17 protein-coding genes are annotated in these 20,210 nt (G+C 53.8%); 7 read left to right on the forward strand and 10 right to left on the reverse strand.

Annotated elements, in window-relative coordinates:
* Positions 1-885 carry a heme o synthase gene (cyoE, locus tag IEV29_RS11065; RefSeq protein ID WP_188381360.1) on the forward strand — a complete coding sequence of 295 codons (885 nt, stop codon included), beginning with the start codon at positions 1-3 and terminating at the stop codon, positions 883-885.
* Between the two features lie 5 nt (positions 886-890).
* The gene (locus tag IEV29_RS11070; protein WP_188381361.1) at positions 891-1,499 is read left to right on the forward strand and encodes an SCO family protein; all 609 of its coding nucleotides are present in this window, start codon (positions 891-893) and stop codon (positions 1,497-1,499) included.
* Positions 1,500-1,596: 97 nt separating this feature from the next.
* Here the strand turns inward: IEV29_RS11070 and rpoH are convergent, their stop codons facing one another.
* The 4 genes from rpoH to ftsY all read right to left on the reverse strand — a co-directional run bounded on the left by rpoH (position 1,597) and on the right by ftsY (position 5,511).
* Positions 1,597-2,493: an RNA polymerase sigma factor RpoH gene (rpoH, locus tag IEV29_RS11075; RefSeq protein ID WP_188381362.1), complete on the reverse strand. Its 897-nt coding sequence runs from the start codon at positions 2,491-2,493 to the stop codon at positions 1,597-1,599.
* A gap of 276 nt (positions 2,494-2,769) precedes the next feature.
* Positions 2,770-3,699, reverse strand: a complete 930-nt coding sequence (gene ftsX, locus IEV29_RS11080; protein ID WP_188381363.1) for a permease-like cell division protein FtsX — start codon at positions 3,697-3,699, stop codon at positions 2,770-2,772.
* Complete coding sequence (locus tag IEV29_RS11085) at positions 3,696-4,388, reverse strand: cell division ATP-binding protein FtsE (protein ID WP_188381364.1); 693 nt, start codon at positions 4,386-4,388, stop codon at positions 3,696-3,698. Before IEV29_RS11085 ends, ftsX begins: the two co-directional genes overlap by 4 nt.
* 34 nt (positions 4,389-4,422) lie before the next feature.
* Positions 4,423-5,511: a signal recognition particle-docking protein FtsY gene (gene ftsY, locus IEV29_RS11090; protein ID WP_188381365.1), complete on the reverse strand. Its 1,089-nt coding sequence runs from the start codon at positions 5,509-5,511 to the stop codon at positions 4,423-4,425.
* 95 nt (positions 5,512-5,606) lie between these two features.
* Between ftsY and IEV29_RS11095 the strand changes: the two genes are divergently transcribed.
* The 5 genes from IEV29_RS11095 (at position 5,607) to IEV29_RS11115 (ending at position 10,181) form a co-directional block, all read left to right on the forward strand.
* Positions 5,607-6,986: a M16 family metallopeptidase gene (locus IEV29_RS11095; protein ID WP_188381366.1), complete on the forward strand. Its 1,380-nt coding sequence runs from the start codon at positions 5,607-5,609 to the stop codon at positions 6,984-6,986.
* Positions 6,987-7,041: 55 nt separating this feature from the next.
* Complete coding sequence (locus tag IEV29_RS11100; protein ID WP_188381367.1) at positions 7,042-8,343, forward strand: M16 family metallopeptidase; 1,302 nt, start codon at positions 7,042-7,044, stop codon at positions 8,341-8,343.
* Between the two features lie 100 nt (positions 8,344-8,443).
* On the forward strand, positions 8,444-9,115 hold the full coding sequence (gene rsmD, locus IEV29_RS11105; RefSeq protein ID WP_188381368.1) for a 16S rRNA (guanine(966)-N(2))-methyltransferase RsmD: 672 nt from the start codon (positions 8,444-8,446) through the stop codon (positions 9,113-9,115).
* Positions 9,116-9,280: 165 nt separating this feature from the next.
* Positions 9,281-9,775, forward strand: coding sequence for a pantetheine-phosphate adenylyltransferase (gene coaD, locus IEV29_RS11110; protein WP_188381369.1), 495 nt, complete (start codon positions 9,281-9,283; stop codon positions 9,773-9,775).
* Positions 9,776-9,920: 145 nt separating this feature from the next.
* A complete protein-coding gene (locus tag IEV29_RS11115; RefSeq protein ID WP_188381370.1) occupies positions 9,921-10,181 on the forward strand; it encodes a YfhL family 4Fe-4S dicluster ferredoxin in 261 nt (86 codons plus the stop codon).
* 24 nt (positions 10,182-10,205) lie between these two features.
* Here IEV29_RS11115 and IEV29_RS11120 read toward each other — a convergent pair whose 3' ends face one another.
* The 6 genes from IEV29_RS11120 to ychF form a co-directional block, all read right to left on the reverse strand.
* Positions 10,206-11,327: a GGDEF domain-containing protein gene (locus tag IEV29_RS11120; protein ID WP_188381371.1), complete on the reverse strand. Its 1,122-nt coding sequence runs from the start codon at positions 11,325-11,327 to the stop codon at positions 10,206-10,208.
* 112 nt (positions 11,328-11,439) lie between these two features.
* Entirely contained in the window at positions 11,440-12,981 is a 1,542-nt protein-coding gene (locus IEV29_RS11125) for a class I SAM-dependent DNA methyltransferase (RefSeq protein WP_188381372.1), read from the reverse strand.
* Between the two features lie 112 nt (positions 12,982-13,093).
* On the reverse strand, positions 13,094-14,620 hold the full coding sequence (locus IEV29_RS11130; RefSeq protein ID WP_229726359.1) for an RNA/DNA-binding domain-containing protein: 1,527 nt from the start codon (positions 14,618-14,620) through the stop codon (positions 13,094-13,096).
* Positions 14,617-16,164 (reverse strand): restriction endonuclease subunit S, encoded by a 1,548-nt coding sequence (locus tag IEV29_RS11135; protein WP_188381373.1) that lies wholly within the window; start codon positions 16,162-16,164, stop codon positions 14,617-14,619. Before IEV29_RS11135 ends, IEV29_RS11130 begins: the two co-directional genes overlap by 4 nt.
* 11 nt (positions 16,165-16,175) lie before the next feature.
* Entirely contained in the window at positions 16,176-18,965 is a 2,790-nt protein-coding gene (locus IEV29_RS11140) for a type I restriction endonuclease subunit R (RefSeq protein WP_188381374.1), read from the reverse strand.
* A gap of 50 nt (positions 18,966-19,015) precedes the next feature.
* Positions 19,016-20,107, reverse strand: a complete 1,092-nt coding sequence (ychF, locus tag IEV29_RS11145; protein ID WP_188381375.1) for a redox-regulated ATPase YchF — start codon at positions 20,105-20,107, stop codon at positions 19,016-19,018.
* Positions 20,108-20,210: the final 103 nt, after the last annotated feature.

The raw sequence follows: 20,210 nt of genomic DNA on the forward strand, positions 1-20,210 counted from the left end.
GTGACTACCTTGACTGCTTCTCCCAATCGCATTGCCCAATACTGGGCGCTGACCAAGCCGCGCGTAACGCAGCTTGCGGTGTTCTGTGCTGTGATTGGCATGTTCCTTTCTTCCTCTGATTTGCCCGACTGGCGTCTTGTCGTGGCGGCAACAATCGGTATCTGGTTGCTGGCTGGTGCAGCTTTCGCGGTCAATTGTCTGGTCGAGCGCGAGATCGATGCGCGCATGGCGCGCACGGCACGCCGCCCTATGGCGCGCGGTGAACTGACCGTGATGCAAACGCTGATTTTTTCCGGCGTGATTGGTGGTGCCGGCATGTGGGTGCTGTACAACTTTGTCAACGCACTGACCATGTGGCTGACGTTTGCGACCTTTGTTGGTTACGCCGTCATCTACACCATGATTCTCAAGCCCGCCACACCACAGAACATCGTGATCGGTGGTTTGTCCGGTGCCATGCCGCCCGCACTCGGTTGGGCGGCGATCGCCAACACGGTGCCGATGGAAGCGTGGTTACTGGTATTGATCATCTTTGTCTGGACGCCTCCGCATTTCTGGGCGCTGGCTTTGTATCGCCGTGACGAGTACGCGCAATCTGGTTTGCCGATGTTACCGATCACACATGGCATGGCCTATACACAATTGCAGATTCTGCTGTACTCGATTGCGCTGGTTGCCTGTACCTTGCTGCCGTTTGCGGTGGGCATGAGCGGCCTGATCTACCTGCTGGTGACATTGGTGCTGGACGCGATTTTCCTCTGGTACGCATGGCAGGTATATCGTAACTATTCCGACATGATTGCACGCAAGATGTTTGCGTATTCCATCGTGTATCTGTCCATTCTGTTCGCCGCCTTGCTGGTCGATCACTACTTCAGATTCTGATATTGATGCCTATTTCATCCCGACTACGTACTTTTCTTGCCCTTTCCGTTGCTGTGTTTGCGCTCGCTGCGTGTGGCGATAAATCACCGCCAGCCGCCAGTTTCGTTAATACGGATGTCACGGGGCTGGCGTACGGCAAAGGGTTTGAGCTGACGGATCACACAGGCCAGAAGCGCACGCTGGCTGATTTCAAAGGCAAGGCCGTGGTCGTGTTCTTCGGTTTCATGCATTGTCCGGATGTATGTCCGACGACGATGATGGAAATGTCGAATGTCATGAAGGTGCTGGGGCCGGATGCGGATCGTGTACAGGTACTCTTCATCACATTGGACCCGGCACGTGATACGGCTGATCTGCTGTCGCAGTATGTGACGGCTTTTGACCCGCGCTTCCTGGGATTGTTGGGCACGCAGGAAGAAATCGACCTGACAGCCAAGGAATTCAAGGTTTTCCACGAAAAGGTCGCGGGCAAGGAGCCTGGCAGCTATACCATCGATCACACAGCAGGCAGCTATGTCTTTGATCCGGAAGGCCGGATTCGCCTGTTTATTCGCCACGGACAAGGTGTCGACGCGATTCTGCATGACTTGAAGATTCTGTTGTCCGGTCGTTAGACGTTAGTAAGTCGGGCCAAAAAGGCGTCAGCCCAAAAAGACAAAAGAAAAAGCGCTCCGGGGGAGCGCTTTTTTATTGGTTGAAACAACGATTTGATCAGGCAAAGGCTGCCAGCGAGCCCTTCATTTTTTTCAGGGCGACTGCTTCGATCTGACGGATACGTTCTGCCGACACGCCAAATTCATCTGCCAGTTCGTGCAGCGTGGCGCCTGAACCATCGTCGTTTGCCAGCCAGCGTGCTTCAACGATACGACGCGAACGCGGATCCAGCTTTTCGAGTGCTGTGCTCAGGCCTTCGGTTTGCAGACGATCATAATCCTGCGATTCCAGCACGCGCGTCGGCTCCTGCGCATCGGACGACAGATACGCGATCGGTGCGAACTTGTCGTCTTCGTCATCCGTTGGCGCTTCCAGCGCGATGTCACGACCGGAAAGACGCGTTTCCATCTCGATCACTTCCTCGCGCTTGACGTTCAATGTCTTGGCCAGCTCATTGACCTGATCCGGCGTCATCGAATCCAGACCGGTTTTATGACTGCGCAGATTGAAGAACAGCTTGCGCTGTGCCTTCGTGGTTGCAACCTTCACCAAACGCCAGTTTTTCAGGATGTACTCGTGCATTTCGGCCTTGATCCAGTGCATCGAATACGACACCAGACGCACGCCTTGGTCCGGGTCGAAGCGTTTCACGGCTTTCATCAAACCGATATTGCCTTCCTGAATCAGGTCGGCATGCGGTAAGCCATAACCGAGATAACCGCGGGCGATCGACACGACCAGACGCAGGTGCGACATGACGAGTTTCTGTGCAGCGCCCAGATCGTTTTCATCACGCAGGCGACGAGCCAGCGAAATTTCTTCTTCCTGGGTCAGCATAGGCAGGCGATTGACCGCCGAAATGTAAGCGTCAATATTGCCCAGCGCGCCCGAAAACCCGAGCGCCATAATGCTGCTCGATGGAATCATTGCGGTGGATGCAGTTGCTGCTTTCATGTTTTCTCCTTGCTTGCGACTTCAGGAAAGATGGGTTGTTATCCCACTGTTGAGCCTTATATTAGCACTCTATCGTTTTGAGTGCTAATTGCGCTTTCTGAAGGCGTTGATAGCTAAATGCTATGGCTTTTATGACAACGATTTAAGTCGCGTTCAGAAGTTTAGAGAGCTTGCAGGCGATGAAGTTGCGTCTGCAGCGGCGCTTTTCCGGTTGTTTTTAATTTGTTTTGTGACGAAACGTAAGGGGGAGCATGCGTTCCCCCTCTTTCAGGCTGTTTAGTCTTGAAGCCGGCGTAATTGGCGGGAAACGGATAAGACTGCCCCCAAAAAACCAAGCGCAGCGCTGATGCCGAGCAAAGTCAGCATCGATAGCGGGTTCAGATTGGCGAGGCGGAACTCCGAGGCGTACAACCTTGCAAAATCGGCAATCGCCGTGTTCAACGGTTGCAGGCCGATGGCTACTGTAATCAATGCCACGCCACCAGCAATCAGACCCAGCAGCGCGCCGGTGTAGTAAAACGGGCGGCAGATAAAGGCATCGGTCGCCCCGACCAGACGCGACACTTCGATTTCCTCACGCTGCGTCATGACCTGCAAGCGAATCGTGTTGAAGACAACGGCCACGACCACCACGCCCAGGGTGATGGCGAGAAACGCGAGGATCAGGCGCATGACCTGCATCAGCGCTGCCAGTCTTTCCACCCATGCCGAATCGATCTGTACGTATTCAACGCCGTCCAGTTCTTTCAGCTTGTCGGCGATCTGCGTCACGATCTTGGGATCGCCGTCTTCCTGAAAGCCGGTCATCTTGACCACGTAAGCATCCGGCAGGGGATTGTTGCCAAGGACCGTAATGGCTTCATCCAGTCCGGTCTTGCTCTTGATTGTGCTGAGCGCTTTCTCACGCGGGATGAATTCGAGCTTGACCGCGTGCTTGCTTTCCTGCGCAATACGACGAATTTCGGGGCCGATTGCAGTCGCGCGTTCCCGCGTCGCATCAACCTCCATGAAGACGCTGATTTCAGGCTCGACAGCCAGTTGTTCGGATACAGGACGCACGTTCTCGATCAGCGTCAGGCCGGCAAATGGCAGGGTCAGTGCGATCGAAACGACCAATACATTCAGCAGAAAATTGCCCGGCGTTTTGAGCAAGTGACGGAAGGCGTCCGCCAGCGCGAAGCCGTGATGTCGAAACCAGCCTGTCATGCCATCACCTGAGAAGAATGTGGTGTCGTTCTGCGCCAGCTTTCGATAATCCGGCCGTGATCCAGATAAATTACACGTGTCGCCGTGTCGAGAAATTGCTCGTCATGGGTCGAGATCAGGCAGGTCACGCCAACCGCGTGGAATGCCTTGAGCGCATCCAGTACCTTGTTGGCGGCTTCGCGATCCAGATTGGCAGTTGGCTCGTCGGCCAGAATGATTTGCGGGCGATTGACGATGGCACGCGCAATCGACACGCGCTGCTGCTCACCGCCCGACAGACTCTGGGGCGACATCGGTGCCTTGTCGAGCAGGCCGACCTTGTCCAGTGCTGCACGCGCACGGCGTTCGGCATCGCCGCGGGTTGCGCCGCAGACGATCAGCGGCAACATCACGTTGGCCAGCACGTTGCGATCATCCAGCAGGCGTTGCTGCTGAAAAATCAAACCGAGATTGCGGCGCAAATAAGGCAGGCCGGAATTCTTGATGCGGCCGATATCGTAGCCGCTGACATTGACTGTGCCTTCGCTTGGCCGCTCCATCGCGGCGATCATCTTGAGCAGCGTGGATTTCCCGGCCCCGGAAGGGCCGGCCAGAAAAACCAGTTCGCCCTTGTCGACCTTGAGCGTAATGTCAGACAGCGCCGTGACATTCGGCGGGTACTGCTTGGAAACCTGTTGGAATTCAATCATCGATGTGGATCAATCCAGACTCTTGGCGTATGCCTTAACCCAAAATCGCATCGACAAATACCGATGCATCAAACGGCTGCAAATCCTCGATTTGCTCGCCGACCCCGATGAAGTAGACCGGTATCGGGCGGGTTCGTGCGATTGCTGCCAGCACGCCGCCTTTTGCCGTGCCATCCAGCTTGGTCACGACCAGTCCGGTCAGTTGCAATGCATCGTCAAATGCCTTGACCTGCGTCAGTGCGTTCTGACCGGTATTGCCATCGATGACCAGCAGCACTTCATGCGGTGCCGAGCTCGACGCCTTGGTAATGACACGTTTGATCTTCTTGAGTTCTTCCATCAGATGCAATTGTGTCGGCAGACGGCCTGCGGTATCGACCATCACGACATCGGTATTGCGCGCCTGTGCGGAGTGGACGGCATCGAATGCGACAGCAGCCGGATCGCCGGATTCCTGAGCGATCACGGTCACGTTGTTGCGCTGACCCCAGACCGTCAATTGCTCACGTGCCGCAGCCCGGAAGGTGTCGCCGGCTGCCAGCAATACCGACTGCTGATGTGCCTGCAAATGCTTGGCCAACTTGCCGATCGTGGTGGTCTTTCCTGCACCGTTGACGCCGGCAATCATCATTACCATCGGTTTGTACTGGCCCAGTACCAGCGGCTTTTGCAAGGGCGTCAGCATCTCGATCAACAGTGAACGCAAGGCCTGTTTGACTTGTGATGCTTCTGTTAGGCGATCGTTCTTGACCTTGCGCTTCAAGCTATCCAGCAGAAATTGCGTGGCATCGACGCCAGCGTCCGACATCAACAACGCCGCTTCCAGCTCGTCATACAGATCGTCGTCGATCTTGGCGCCGACAAACAGGGTGGTCAGATTGGAGGACGTTTTGGACAGACCGCTTTTCAGACGCGTCATCCAGGATTGCTTTTGCGCGGCAGGTGTTTCGACGGCAATGATGTCATGCGTGTCGGAAGACGCGACAGCGTTTTCAGTTTCTGGTGCAGCGGGCGCATGCACTGGTGCAGCCGGGATATCCGGCGTAACCGACGGGGTAACCGGCTCTTGCGGCGCGGGCGCCGGCGCAGGTTCCTGCGGCTTTTTCTTGAAGAAACTAAACATCGGGAATGGAGTCTGATCAGCGGTTAGCGAGTCAACCAGCGCGGGATGCGCAGGGCAGGCGCTACAATCGACGTATTCTATCAGAGCAAAAGATTATGAAATTGCGCATCAAGACCTTGCTGGTCGTTGCTTCCATGTTGTTGGCCCCCGTCATTGCCCTGGCCGCCCAGACGCAGGAATTTACCCTCAAGAACGGCATGAAGGTCATCGTCAACGAAGATCATCGTGCACCCACGGTGGCGCACATGATCTGGTACCGCATTGGTTCGGTCGATGAGCGCAACGGCACCACCGGTACCGCGCATGCACTGGAGCACATGATGTTCAAAGGCACCAAGACGCTCAAGCCGGGCGAATTCAGCCGTCGCGTGGCGCAAATGGGCGGTCGCGAAAATGCCTTTACTAGCAAGGATTACACTGCCTATTTTCAGCAGATCGAAAAATCGCATCTTGAAGCTGTGATGGCGCTGGAAGCAGATCGGATGGCAAATCTGGTTTTCAACAAGGATGAATTCGGCCGCGAAATTCGCGTCATCATGGAAGAGCGCCGCCTGCGTACCGACGATCAGCCGCAAGCCATGCTGTATGAAGCATTGATGGCAACGGCCTACGCCGCACATCCTTACCGCAATCCGATCATCGGCTGGATGGATGATCTGGAAAACATGACCGTCGAAGACGTCAAGGATTGGCACGATCACTGGTATGCGCCCAACAATGCCACCATGGTTGTATCCGGTGATGTCGATCCCCGGCAGGTGCATCGTCTTGCCGAAAAATATTTCGGCAAACTTCAACCAAAGACATTGACCCGCACGCGTCCGCAGAACGAGCCGGAGCAAAAAGGGATCAAGCGCGTGACGGTCAAGGCGCCTGCCGAAAATCCGTATGTGATGCTGGCTTTCAAGGTGCCGGCGCTGCGTGATGCCGACAAGGATGAAGAGCCGCTCGCGCTGGATGTGCTGGCTGCCGTGCTGGATGGTTATGACAACGCACGACTTGGCGCGCGCCTGGTACGCACGGATCGTGTCGCCAATGAGGTCGGCGCGTCATATTCCGGCGTTGCACGCGGGCCGGTGCAGTTCATCCTCGATGGCACGCCGGCTGCGGGCACAACGACCGAGCAACTCGAAGGTTATCTGCGTGGCGAAGTCGCACGCATCGCCAAAGAAGGCGTGTCGGAAAGTGAACTCAAGCGCGTCAAGACACAACTGATTGCCAGCCAGATCTACAAACGTGATTCGGTATTCGGGCAGGCAATGGAAATCGGTGTGATGGAAATGTCTGGTCATTCGTGGAGAGACATCGACCGTCTGATTGCGCGCTTGCGTGACGTCACGCCACAACAGGTGCAAGCCGTGGCACAAAAGTATTTTGGTGACGATGCCTTGACGATCGGCACGCTGGTACCACTGCCAATGACGGAACAGAGCAAGCCTGCTGCCGCGCCTGCGCTGAGCGGCCCATTACATTGAGATGAGGCACGTCATGTTTGCGCCTTCTTTCACCAGATTTTTCCGGAGTTCTCCCATGTTCAAATTGATGGCCGGTACGGTGCTGGCATTGGCATGCTCGGTTTCGCATGCGGCCTTGCAGATTCAGTCGTGGTCACTGGATAACGGCGCGCGCGTGCTATTTGTGCAGAGCAAGAGCATTCCGATTCTGGATTTGAGTGTGGATTTTGATGCCGGTGCGCGTCGTGATCCTGCCGGCAAGGTTGGTACGGCCGCAATGACCAACGCCATGCTGTCACGCGGCGTTGTCGCCAGCACAACCGCACCGGCCTTGAATGAAGCCCAGATTTCCGATGCTTTTGCCGATCTGGCCGCGCAACGCGGTAATCGACTTGACAATGATCGGGGTGGTTTGACGTTGCGCACGCTGACGACCGAGCGTCAGCCTGCGGTCGCCATGCTGACGCGCCTGCTGGCGCAACCGAGTTTTCCGGCTGAGCTCTTGGTACGCGACAAGGTGCGCACGATCGCCAACCTGAAAGAAAACCTGACCAAGCCGGAAGTGATTGCAGAACGTGCCTTCTCGACGGCCTTGTATGGCACGCATCCTTATGGCGCACAACTGACCGAAGCATCGGTCAATGCCATCACGCGTGATGATCTGGTTGCATTTCACAAGCAGCATTACGTTGCCAATCACGCAGTCATCACCATGATTGGCGATGTCTCGCGTGACGAGGCCGACGGCATCGCTCGCGAGCTAACGGCACAACTGCCGCAAGGCGCGCCGCTGCCCGCATTGCCAGCGGTTTCTGTCGGCAAAGGTGGTGAGCAGCGTATCGCGCATACGTCTTCGCAGGCGCACATCCTGATCGGCATGCCGGCTGCGCAACGCCCGGATCCGGATTTCTTCCCGCTGATGGTGGGTAACTATGTTTTGGGCGGCGGCGGTTTTGTATCGCGCCTGATGAATGAGGTGCGTGAAAAGCGTGGTCTGACCTATGGTGTGAGCAGTTACTTCGAGCCGATGGCGCAACCAGGGCCGTTCCAGATTGGTTTGCAGACCAAGGCCGAGCAGGCTGACCAGGCCCTGCAAGTGGTACGCGAAACGGTTGACGGCTTCCTCAAGCAAGGTCCGACCGCAACCGAGCTGAAGGCGGCGAAAGATAATCTGGTCGGCGGTTTTTCATTGCGCATCGACAGCAACAAGAAGCTGCTTGAAAACATCGCCATGATCGGTTTTTACGGTTTGCCGCTCGATTATCTGGATACTTGGACCGCCAATGTCGAGCGCGTGACGATGGCGCAGATTCGCGATGCCTTCAATCGCAAGCTGCAAACCGAACATTTCTCGACCATCATCGTCGGCGCACGATGATGGCAACGACCGCGGTGCCGGCGGTGATGCTGGCGCTCGTGGTCGCCACTGATTACAATCCTCGCTTTTTCCACTCACACGGCAAGTCCGTCGCTTCAGCATGAGCAAACCAGCGGGCAAACAGAGCAGGCAGCAAGGCAAGCCGCAGGGTCATCCCCAGAGCAGGCCACGTTCTGCGTCGCATCAGGTCCGCATTATCGGCGGCCAGTGGAAACGCACGCCGCTGACGGTTGCCGATGGTGAGGGGCTGCGACCGACACCGGATCGTGTGCGCGAGACGGTCTTCAACTGGATCAACCACGTGATCGACAACGACTGGGATCGCATGGTGTGTCTGGATGCGTTTGCCGGCACCGGCGTACTTGGTTTTGAGGCGGCCAGCCGTGGCGCAGAACAAGTCGTGATGATTGAAAACTTCGGCCCCGCACTCAAGCACATTGCGGCGACCAAAGACAAGCTGAATGCAGAGCAAATTGAACTGGTGCGTGGCGATGCCGTCGCAACCATGCAATCCCTGCAACGCAAGCAACAGCAATTCGATTTGATCTTTCTTGATCCGCCGTATCACCAGAACTGGCTGGATCGGGTGGTGCCGATGTGCGAATCGTTGCTTCGCCGCGACGGTCTGCTCTATGTAGAATCCGAGGTCGCATTGACAGCAGATAACGCCCCAGAATGGCTCAAAAACTGGGACATCCTGCGCGCCGATCATGCCGGCATGGTGTTCTACCATTTGCTACAGGCAAAAAAATTGCCCCAACTTCAGGCATAATGCGCTTTCTGTTAGTTGCGGTGCCGCCGTGTCGGGCCGCCAAGTGAAGTATCCAGCAAGTATCGAGCTAAACGTTTTACGCTAATTAGCCATCCCGCCGCCCAAAGGCGCCTGCGCCGCTTACTTCTTCCGCCAGCCGACACTAGCCACCATACGGGAGCCAATATGGTCACAGCCATCTATCCGGGAACCTTCGATCCGCTTACACGCGGGCACGAGGATCTGGTCCGTCGCGCATCGGGTTTGTTCGACAAACTGATCGTCGGCGTTGCAGACAGCCGGAACAAAAAGCCGTTCTTCACCTTGGAAGAACGCCTGACGATTTCCAACGAAGTACTTGGTCATTATCCCAATGTGCACGTCGAGAGCTTCTCCGGCCTGCTCAAGGATTTTGTGCGCCGCCATGACGCGCGCGTGATCGTGCGCGGCCTGCGCGCCGTATCCGACTTTGAATATGAATTCCAGATGGCCGGCATGAACCGCTATCTGTTGCCCGATGTGGAAACGCTGTTCCTCACGCCTTCCGATCAATACCAGTTCATCTCCGGCACCATCGTGCGCGAGATTGCTACGCTGGGCGGCGATGTCTCCAAATTCGTCTTTCCATCGGTGGATCGCTGGCTCAAGGAAAAGATTGCGGCGCAGAAGGGCAGCAAGTAATCCGGTTGCCGGAGTAATGCCATGGTTTTGATGATCACTGACACACGTTTTCAGGAATTCGCAAAGCATTGCTTTGCGCTGAAGCGTGCACCAATGGCTTGCAAGCCATTGGTGTATTCGTCGGTGCGCGGAAGAGGGTGATGCAATGGCTTTAATGATCACCGACGAATGCATCAACTGCGACGTCTGCGAACCAGAATGCCCCAACGATGCAATCTACATGGGGCAAGAGATCTACGAGATCGATCCCAACAAGTGTACAGAATGCGTCGGTCATTTCGATCAGCCGCAATGTCAGGAAGTCTGTCCCGTCAGCTGCATTCCCTTCAATCCGGAATGGCGCGAATCCAAAACGGAATTGCTGGTCAAGTACGAGAAACTGCAGGCCGAAAAGGCATCAAACTAAAAACGGAGCAATAAGCTCCGTTTTTTATTTTGCGGCCGTGGCAACACGTGATTCGGTATTCTCAGCACTGATCACGCAATTGCGCCCTTCCTTCTTTGCCCGATAAAGCGCTACGTCAGCCGATGCCAAAAGTTGTTGTGCGATCGGTGCCGCCGGATCCTTGCGTGACAGATTGTGTGCAGTTGCCACGCCGATGGACACCGTCGCATGCAGGCTTTCTCCAGAACTTAAATGAAGTGGCGTGTTGTTCACACTTAGGCGGATGCGCTCTGCCACAGCCAGTGCAGCGTCGTGCGGCGCATCAATCAACAGCACCACAAATTCCTCGCCACCAAATCGCCCAAGCGCATCACTCAAACGCAACTCGGCCGTAATGCGCCCCGCAACTTCCTTCAGGACTTCATCGCCGCCCTGATGACCATAACGATCATTGACCTGCTTGAAATGATCCAGATCGATATACAGGCAAGAGAGCGGATAAGCATGGCGTTGCGTACGGCCCACTTCTTCCAGTAGGCGTTTTTCCACATAGCGACGATTGTTTACACCGGTCAGCGGATCGGTCAGGCCAATGTGCTGCAGACGTTCATTGTTGATCACGTTCTCCACACAGATCGCCACGATGGACGCACGATGCTGGAGAAAGTCGCTGGCCATATTGGTCGTAAAGCGCTGCGGATCCAGACTGCCAAGGCTCAGCCAGCCGATCAACTGATTGCGTCGGATCAGCGGCAAGACTGTCACGCTGGCGGGTTTGAGCACGGACTCTGGGAATAGGTGCATATGCTGCGTGCTGCGATACGCACCGAGCTGTGCACGATGCATCGCTGTCTGTGCAGCATTCGGGCTTTGCTCGATAAAAATGAGATTTGGATAATCGCTGACATCGATGCGCAGATCGGTCAGGATGCGCCGGATTTCCGCCTCAGGATCGATCAGCGCCAGCGTCACCACATCCAGTTCTGACGCCTCGGTCAGCGTATCGAAAACGCTATCGATCAATTCCTGAAAACTGTTGGCACCGATGAACTTCAGGTCAAACGCCTGATACCGCTGCATGATGTCCTGATTGCGACGCGCATGCTCCAGCAGTTCGGATAACTGCCGGCGCAATTGCGTATTTTCATCAACCAGCTGGTTCGACATCGGAGAGTCTGTTCGGCGCTGCGGTCAAGCAGGGCGGTGCTTTGAAGAAGGTAGGGAGTCTACCTTGCTACCATTTTTCTCGCAATTTGCATGCCAATTTGCAACATATATGTCATTTCTTTCGGGGGCGGCTTAATTTTTGATGCTTATTGGCGTGAGGCATTTCTATGTCGGCATGCGCCGACTCATCCAAAAGGCTTTTTGGTAAATTCAGAGATATTTCTCTGAATGAAAGTAGCGCAGCTTCCAAATGCTCAATGATTTCCTGCTGCAACACGTCTGGAGGGGGCAAGTCATCTAGATTGTCCAAGCTCTCATCTTTCAGCCAGAAAATATCCAGACTTGCCTTGTCACGGTTAATCAAATCTTCATAACGGTAATATTTGAAACGCTCTGTTTCCTGTCGCCTGTGTCGATTTTCAGGGTTATAACAAGCAATGAAATCCTGCAAGTCATCTAGTTTGAGTGCGCGCGTTTTTAACGTGAAATGTTTATTGGTTCGAAGATCGTAAAACCAGATGCCTTTCGTTTTTACTCGACCATCTTTGGGAGCGTTGTCAAAGAATACGACGTTTGCTTTCACGCCTTGCGCGTAAAAAATCCCGGTCGGTAGACGGAGAATGGTATGAACATCGCAGTTCTCCAATAACTTGCGTCGAATGCGTTCTCCTGCACCACCTTCAAACAAGACGTTATCAGGTAATACAACGGCTGCTTTGCCATCTGCTTTCAGCATACTCACGATGTGTTGAAGGAAGTTGAGCTGCTTGTTTGAAGTCGTTTCCCAAAAATCCTGTCGTTCGTACACCAGCGCTTCTCGGTCTTCTTCGCCATCTTCATTCGTGATGGTCATGCTGCTTTTTTTCCCGAATGGAGGATTGGCCAGAACGTAATCCACCTTATTGCTACGCTCACCAATCAATGCGTCAGAACGTTCGATAGATGGCTCACCATCCAGCTCGCCAATGTTGTGAAGGAATAAATTCATCAAACACATGCGGCGTGTGCTGGGCACAATCTCGTTGCCGATAAAGGTTTTATCGCGCAAAAACTCCTTCTGTCGTTTGTTAAGCTTGGCATCGGAACGATTGAGCCAGTTGTAAGCACCCAAGAAAAAGCCACCGGTCCCGCACGCTGGATCCGCAATGGTCTTCATTGGTTCTGGGCGCAAGCAAGCGACCATGGCTTCAATCAATGGGCGTGGGGTAAAGTATTGGCCCGCTCCGCTTTTTGTGTCTTCTGCATTCTTTTGCAGCAAACCTTCGTAGAGGTCGCCTTTTGTATCTGCATCTAGGCTAATCCAGTTTTCAGCGTTAATCAGCTGTACCAGTCGAGACAGTTTTGCCGGGTCCTGAATCTTGTTTTGCGCCTTGAAGAAAATGGCGCCTAACATGCCCGGCTCTTCTCCTAGCTTATGCAAGCTTGCTAAGTATTGTGCTTCTAATGGCTCGCCGACTTTAGACACAAGGTTGGTCCAGCCATAGCCTTTGGGAATATGGGTATCACGGTTGTAAGGCTCTTGAGCGTATTCGTCTGCAAGCTTTAAAAACAGCAGATAGGTGAGTTGTTCCAGGTAGTCGCCGTAACCTACACCGTCGTCGCGCAGGGTGTGGCAAAAATTCCAGACTTTTTGAATCAGTGTTGAGGTGTTCACAAGCAGATATTGATAATGAAGATTGTTGTAAGTATTTGTTTTTTATTGTTTTTTATGTTTTTGTTTTTTCATTATCGATGCGTGTTGATAATGAAAATGGCCGTTTGCTTGGTCATGCGTCGTCTTTTGATGGTAATTGCTGGTGGAGCAGGTCTGTCTCTACCTGACTTGGCTTACGGTAGACAGTATTGCGTTTGCCTCGTGTGTCATCGCTGATCAGAAGACCTTGCAAAACCCAGCGTTGCAGTTGTCTGGATGCTTTTAGGGTATCCAAATTGGCAATCTTGCACAGTTCGTTGTTGCTGATTGGACCATTGCGATCCATCCAGTCGCTTACCTGCTCCCACACTGGCGGGCGTTCTTCATTGAGCAATGTGACGACGATCGCTTCTTGCGCCTGATCACGCTGCTCGCGGTATTGCGGCGGATAGAGATTACCATCGCGCATCAGGCTAAACATCATGCGAACTCCCTCTCCAGCATCCACATTGGGCGGTACCGGAAACTCGCGCAGGTTACTTGCGATCAGCGGATTGCGTGCAAACGACCCCATCTTTTGTACCGTCGCTGCCGTGATACGTCCAGCAAACAGCCCCGGACTGATGACTTCAAGCCGGTTATCGAAAATACGAATGATGACATCACGATTGAGATGGTAGTCACGATGTATCAGCGCGTTGGTGATCGCTTCTTTCACCACACGCGCAGGATAGCGATGCACCGTATCGAATCCAGATGCGGCAAGCGTAAGCCCTTGGGCCAACTCGTCCAGAACGTAGGCATCAACTTGCGAAATTAATTGATAGATGGGACCAGAAAAAGTTTTCGGTGGCTTTTTTAAATTTGGGACGTCGCCAGCCTGATCGACTATGCCTTTGTAATGAAATACCCGCACGTCGGCACGCGTTCCAGAAGCAGCGAGCAACGCACCAGGGTAATCGGCAAATAGCAAAACAGCAGCGCGCAATGGTTTGAGAACACCGTTCGATTTCTTAGCCAGACCGATCCGGTAAAGTTGATCTGCTAAGCCGGTGGACGACAGTCCTCTGCCTTGCATAAATAAACGCCAAGTTGCGGTATCCAGCAAATCGAAGTCCACATCGACTGGTTCACTTTCGGCGCTATGCACGCCGCGTCGATATGACAATTCAGTGATTTCGCTTGCGTTCATCTCGCGATTACTGGCAGGCAGTCGTAGCCATGTGCCGCCGTCAATAATCGAATGCACTTTGTCACTCGGCGGTACCTGTATCACAATCAACTGATCCTGCTTGCCGTCCCGCAGTTCAGTCCAAAGCATCCAGCTTTTTAGACCGGTGATCGACGGCGCAAACTGTGTACGCATTTTGCGCAGTAATTCATCAATGGCCTCCGGATTCTCCTGAATGCCATACAAGCGATCACGTCCCGTGCCCTTGTCAAAATCTTCTACACCCAACATCAGCCAACCACCATGGCTATTGGCAAAGGCACAAATGGTTTGCAACGCTTTGCCAACCATTTTTCCGGAAACGCGTTTAGTTTCTAATTGCAGTGTCTCCTGCCCAGTCAATACTGCTTCAAGCAAGGAATTGGCGACGGCATCCGGTAGAGGAGGCATGCCCCAGCCATTCGCTAAAAGTGTTACGGAATCACTCATGCAGACTCCTTTTTGCGTGACTTAACGCGTGTTGGCTGCTTCGCTCGTTCTTCCTGCTCGTCACGGATGCGTTCAAGTAGGATGCTAGCTGGCTCGTCATTCCGATCTTGTTGCACCAATTGTCCGGCGAAGGCGGCGCGCAGGATATTTTTACGCTGGGCGGTGGATTGTTTGAGGGAGAGTTTGATAGTAGTCTCTTGTAAGTGTGCGGCTTCGATATTTGCTGAAAGCAATAAGGACGCTTGCTCTATTTCGTTTGGACCCGGCAGAGGCACAAGAATTTGCCGCAGACGTTCTTGGCCAATGTTACGCATGGATTCCTGATTTCCTGAGGCAAGCATTTCGATTTGCTTGCGCCCGAGTTCACTGCGCAATAGTGTAAGCAGCCAAACTTTTAATTCCTTGTTTACTAGGACAAGGCGAAGAATCTTGTCGCTGAGCATGACTCGCTTTGTAACGTTCTGTGCAATCACGCATGCGCCCACCAATTCGATTGTGTTGGCGCGTGAAAAAAGGAAGTCACCAACATTCACAAACAGTTCTGGACGGATCATTGACTCATCTTGGCAGGTCTTGCTTTCCTCTTCGTTGTATTCTCCCCAAGAGACAGCACTAACTTTCAAAACGCCAACTTCATCCGAGTACGGTGGACGTTCTTCGCATTTGAAGCTTGTTCCGGTTTCAATGTCTGCTAGCAAGTGATCAATCGTCGCCCACACCCACCCCTCTGGCAATTGCGGCAAATCGGTGGTATCTGGCTGAATCGGCTCAGGGTATTTCTTCTGCCAGTCTTTGGGCGGGATTTTTCCTTGTTCTTTGAATTTGGCGAGCTGCTTGGCCTCCCAGCGGGCTCGGCGTTCGGTGAGGATACGGTCGAGTAGTTGGGAGCCTGTTTCGGCGGGCGTGTTTTGCATGCGCCAGTCTGCTGTGAGTGCGCCTTCCACCGCCGCTTTTAGTAGCGATTGGCGGTATTGCACCAATTTTCTCTGCGCGGCCTTCAGTTCTGCTACGCCGGCATCGAGGTCAGACAGAAGTTCTTCAAGTTTGCTGACGATGCGGGTTTGTTCGGCTCTTGGTGGTAATGGTAGTTCAATTTCACCGATGGTCTTAGAGGACAAGTGTTTGACAGTAACCGATGGAGTATTCGCATTGATCGCTGCGAGATAGCCAGGAAGAACAAGCGACAGTAGCTTTTTGTCATAGTGCCGTTCAATAGGGGTGATCTTGCAAACTCGCTGATTCAATAATGCAGTCCTGACACCCCAAAAACCCGAGTGGAAGTCGCCATCCATACCGATGAGCAAATCCCCGTGCCTAATAAGGTAAGTTTCTTCATATGGGCCGGTGTAATAAGTACTGGTATCTCCGGTGAGAACATCACGGATTCGCGCCAGCGGCATGCCTTCAGAGTTATTGAAAAAAGCCGAGTCAAAAGGCGCGCCATTCAATATTTCAGCAACTTGTGCAAGCGGGACTCGCTCCCAGGTTGAGTGCTTGCTGAGCAAGCCAGTTGTATCTGCCGCAATAACTTCGGCAATGGACATCGTAAAAGCCATTAAGCCACCAACTCCTCATTCATCTCATTCATTAACGTATCCAGTTCCTTGCCAAACATGCCCCAGGCTTTTTGCAAGCCGCCCTTGTCTGCCAGTTCCGCGTAATCAAAGTCCTCTCGCGCAATCGAACATGAATTCGCAATGTGGTCCTTCATCAGCCGCAACCATTCGGTCTGTTCTGACGTGAAGGCAGTTCCTCGTTGCGCATTGTGGCGCCAGATCCAGTTGGCAAAGCGACGGTCCACCTCGTCAGCAAAAGGCTTGAGCTCTGCATCGGCACCATCCAGCTCGAGCGCAAAGCGCAGGAGTGACACCAGATCAGTGAGTTGACGGTGACTAGTGGTGCCTTTGACCTGATTGGCGTGTACGCGCGCATAGGCGCTCCACAGACGCTCGGTGGTAAGCATTAGTGGTGGCTTGCTCAGTTGTTCATGCAGGTCTTCGATCATGTCGAAGGTGAGGGCGCGACGTCGATATGGCTGCTGGTAAAAGAAGCTTAGCGCGGCGATTTCATCCTTGCGCTGACGGATATATTCCGTAAAGGTTTGGATTACGGCCTTGGCTTCGGTCTCTGCTTGTTCAGAAAACCCTGAGAACGTGACCTGGTCCAGATTGATATGGTCGATGATCTGCTCACGCTCGCGGCGAGCATTTTCGATTTCGTCGCGCAATTCTGGCTTGTCGAAGGGCGAACAGGCAGCAGCAACGCGCTCAGCGCGTGCTGCTTCTATTTCTTCTGGTAGCAAGGTGTCTTCGCTGCGGGTAATGCCACTTGCTCGGGCTTGAGTCAGCGCAGCTTGCATGATGGCATCCGGATCCAGTGCGTTGATCAGGGCCTTCCCGAGTTCTCCGATGGGAATGCCACCGCTGTGCTTTTCGATACGCGCTTTGGCTTTGTCGTCGAGTTGCTTGTTCAAACGAACGAGACGGTTGGCTAGCGAGAGTAAGGTGTCGTCGTCTCGGCTACCCATTGCCACACCTTGCAACAAATCTTTGAGCGCAACACCGGGTTTCTTCTCCAGCGGGCGGCTTTCTGTCTTGCAGGACTTTTCAACGCCCACAGCATCGATCAGCACGAATCGGGTTTTGGCGCCATCGGCACTGTTGCTAACGCGCTTGAGACTATCGGCGTCCAGACTGCGCACGCCACGGCCCTTCATCTGTTCGTAGTATCCCTTGCTGCGCACGTCGCGCATGAAGAGCAATACTTCGAGTGGCTTGACGTCGGTACCGGTGGCGATCATGTCCACGGTCACGGCGATGCGTGGGTTATAGTCGTTGCGGAAGCTGCTCAGAATACTGTCAGCGTCTTCTTCCGAGCGATAGGTGACCTTCTTGCAGAAGGCATTACCTTGACCATAGATCTCGCGGACGATGTTAATAATGTCGTCTGCGTGGCTATCTGTCTTGGCAAAGATCAGGGTCTTGGGTGTTTCTTTGCGTGTGGGAAAAATTTTCGTTTCTACAGCCGTTTTCATGGCCTGGATAACTTGGCGAATCTGGCTTGTGTTGACGACTGAGCGATCGAGTTCCTTGCCTGTGTAGACAGTATCTTCTTCTGTCTCGCTCCAACGCTTCTTGCGTGTTTGGCGATCGCGATGATCGACCCATTCCTTGGCTTTGAGTTGTCCACCTTTTTGGGTGACTTCCGTTTCGATGGTATAGACGTCATAGCCGACATTGACGCCGTCAGCTACGGAGTCCTCATAACTATATTCAGCGACGATGTTTTCGTTGAAAAAACCGAAAGTGCGTTTATCAGGCGTTGCAGTGAGGCCAATCAGGCTGGCATCGAAATAATCAAGTACCTGTTTCCAAAGGTTATAGATGCTGCGATGGCATTCATCGATGACGATGAAGTCGAAGGTTTCGACGGGCGTTGCCGAGTTGTAGCGAACGAATTTTTCTTGCTTAGTTGTTTGTTGCACTTCATTGAGAGAAATGTCTTCCGCCGAGTCATCAATCGGCTCGCCACTCAGAATGGAATACATGCGCTGGATGGTGCTGATGCAAACCTGCGCATGAGGATCGATATGCGGCGAGGTGAGTCTCTGCACGTTGTACAGCTCAGTGAATTTACGGGCATCGTCAGGCGGCGTATATGCCATGAACTCTTGATGTGCCTGTTTGCCGAGATTGCGTGTATCGACCAGAAACAGAATGCGCTTTGCTCCACCAAACTTGAGCAGGCGGTAAACCGAAGTGATAGCGGTAAAGGTTTTTCCCGCACCAGTGGCCATGTGCACAAGCGCACGTGGCTTATTCATTGCGAGCGATTTTTCCAAGCCTGTTACCGCGCTGACCTGACAATCACGCAGATTGCGTTCAGGAAGTGCTGGCATTTGCTCCGCTAAACGACGACGTAACGTTTCAGGCTGATCCAGCCATGTCGCCAATGTCTCTGGTTTGAAGAAATGAAAAATTTCTCGCGAGCGAGGCAGAGGATCAGCATTATCGGTAAAGCGAATGATCTGTCCGGTTGCTTCAAAGAGAAATCGTAATGGCGCATTATCTGCACGCCATTTCAGATTGGCGCTGGCATAGCGTTCGGTCTGGGCTTCTGTGACTGTGAGATTTTCGCCGGCCGAATCTTTTTTTGCCTCGATGACGCCGACGGGCTTACGGTTGATAAACAACGCATAGTCGGCTGGGCCGGTATCGGTTGGGAATTCGCGTATGGCGATGCCAACACCAGCAGATAGATTGAATTGCTTGAGGTCCTGAATCACCCAGCCAGCTTGCTCTAGTTTTTGATCGATTAGCTGGCGGGCTTTGGTTTCAGGCGTCATGCGGTAGCCTCATCGGGGAATAGTGATGAAAGGCACTTTTTACTACGGACTTACACGTTAAACAAGAAATTCAACACATCGCCATCCTTCACCACGTATTCCTTGCCTTCGGCGCGCATCTTGCCGGCTTCCTTCGCGCCGTTTTCGCCTTTGTAGGTGATGTAGTCGTCGAATGAAATCGTTTGTGCGCGGATGAAGCCGCGTTCGAAGTCGGTGTGGATCACGCCGGCGGCTTGTGGTGCGGTATCGCCAACGTGGATGGTCCAGGCGCGGACTTCCTTGACGCCAGCGGTAAAGTAGCTTTGCAGACCCAACAGCTTGAAGCCGGCGCGGATCAGGCGGTCGAGGCCAGGCTCTTCCATGCCCATGTCGGCGAGGAATTCGGCTTTGTCGGTATCGTCCAGATCGGCGATCTCTGCTTCGATTGCAGCGCAAATGGCAACGACTGGTGCGTTCTGTGCCTTGGCATATTCGGTCAGTTTGTCGAGCAGCGGGTTGTTGGTGAAGCCCGAATCTGAGACGTTACCGACGTACATGGCTGGCTTGGCAGTGATCAGGCACAGTGGCTTGATCAGTTCCATTTCTTCCTTGTCCAGGCCCATCGCGCGCACGGGCTTGGCTTCGTCCAGTTGCGGCATGATGCGTTCGAGCAGGGCGACGAGCTTGCCTGCATCCTTGTCGCCGGAGCGCGCTTTCTTGTTTTCGCGGTGAATCGCTTTTTCCACGGTGCCCATGTCGGCCAGCGCCAGTTCGGTCTGGATAACTTCGATATCGGCGATTGGATCGACGCGACCGGCAACGTGGATCACGTTGTCGTCTTCAAAGCAGCGCACGACGTTGACGATGGCATCGGTCTCGCGGATGTGCGCGAGGAACTGGTTGCCCAGGCCTTCACCTTTGGATGCGCCGGCAACGAGGCCGGCGATGTCGACGAATTCCACCGTGGCCGGCAGGATGCGTTCTGGCTTGACGATTTCTGCCAGTGCTTGCAAACGCGGATCAGGCACTTCCACCATGCCGACGTTCGGTTCGATCGTGCAGAACGGATAGTTCTCGGCAGCGATGCCCGCCTTGGTCAGCGCGTTGAAGAGGGTGGATTTGCCGACGTTAGGCAGGCCGACGATGCCGCATTTGAGACTCATGATGGTGTGCTTTACTGAGAGATAAATTAACCCGCTATTCTACCGTAGCGCGCAGGCCACGCCGCGATTTGCGACGGGATGCAAAAACGTTGGATGTTGCTTG

It is taken from the genome of Oxalicibacterium faecigallinarum (genome assembly GCF_014635705.1).
GTDB lineage: Bacteria > Pseudomonadota > Gammaproteobacteria > Burkholderiales > Burkholderiaceae_D > Oxalicibacterium > Oxalicibacterium faecigallinarum.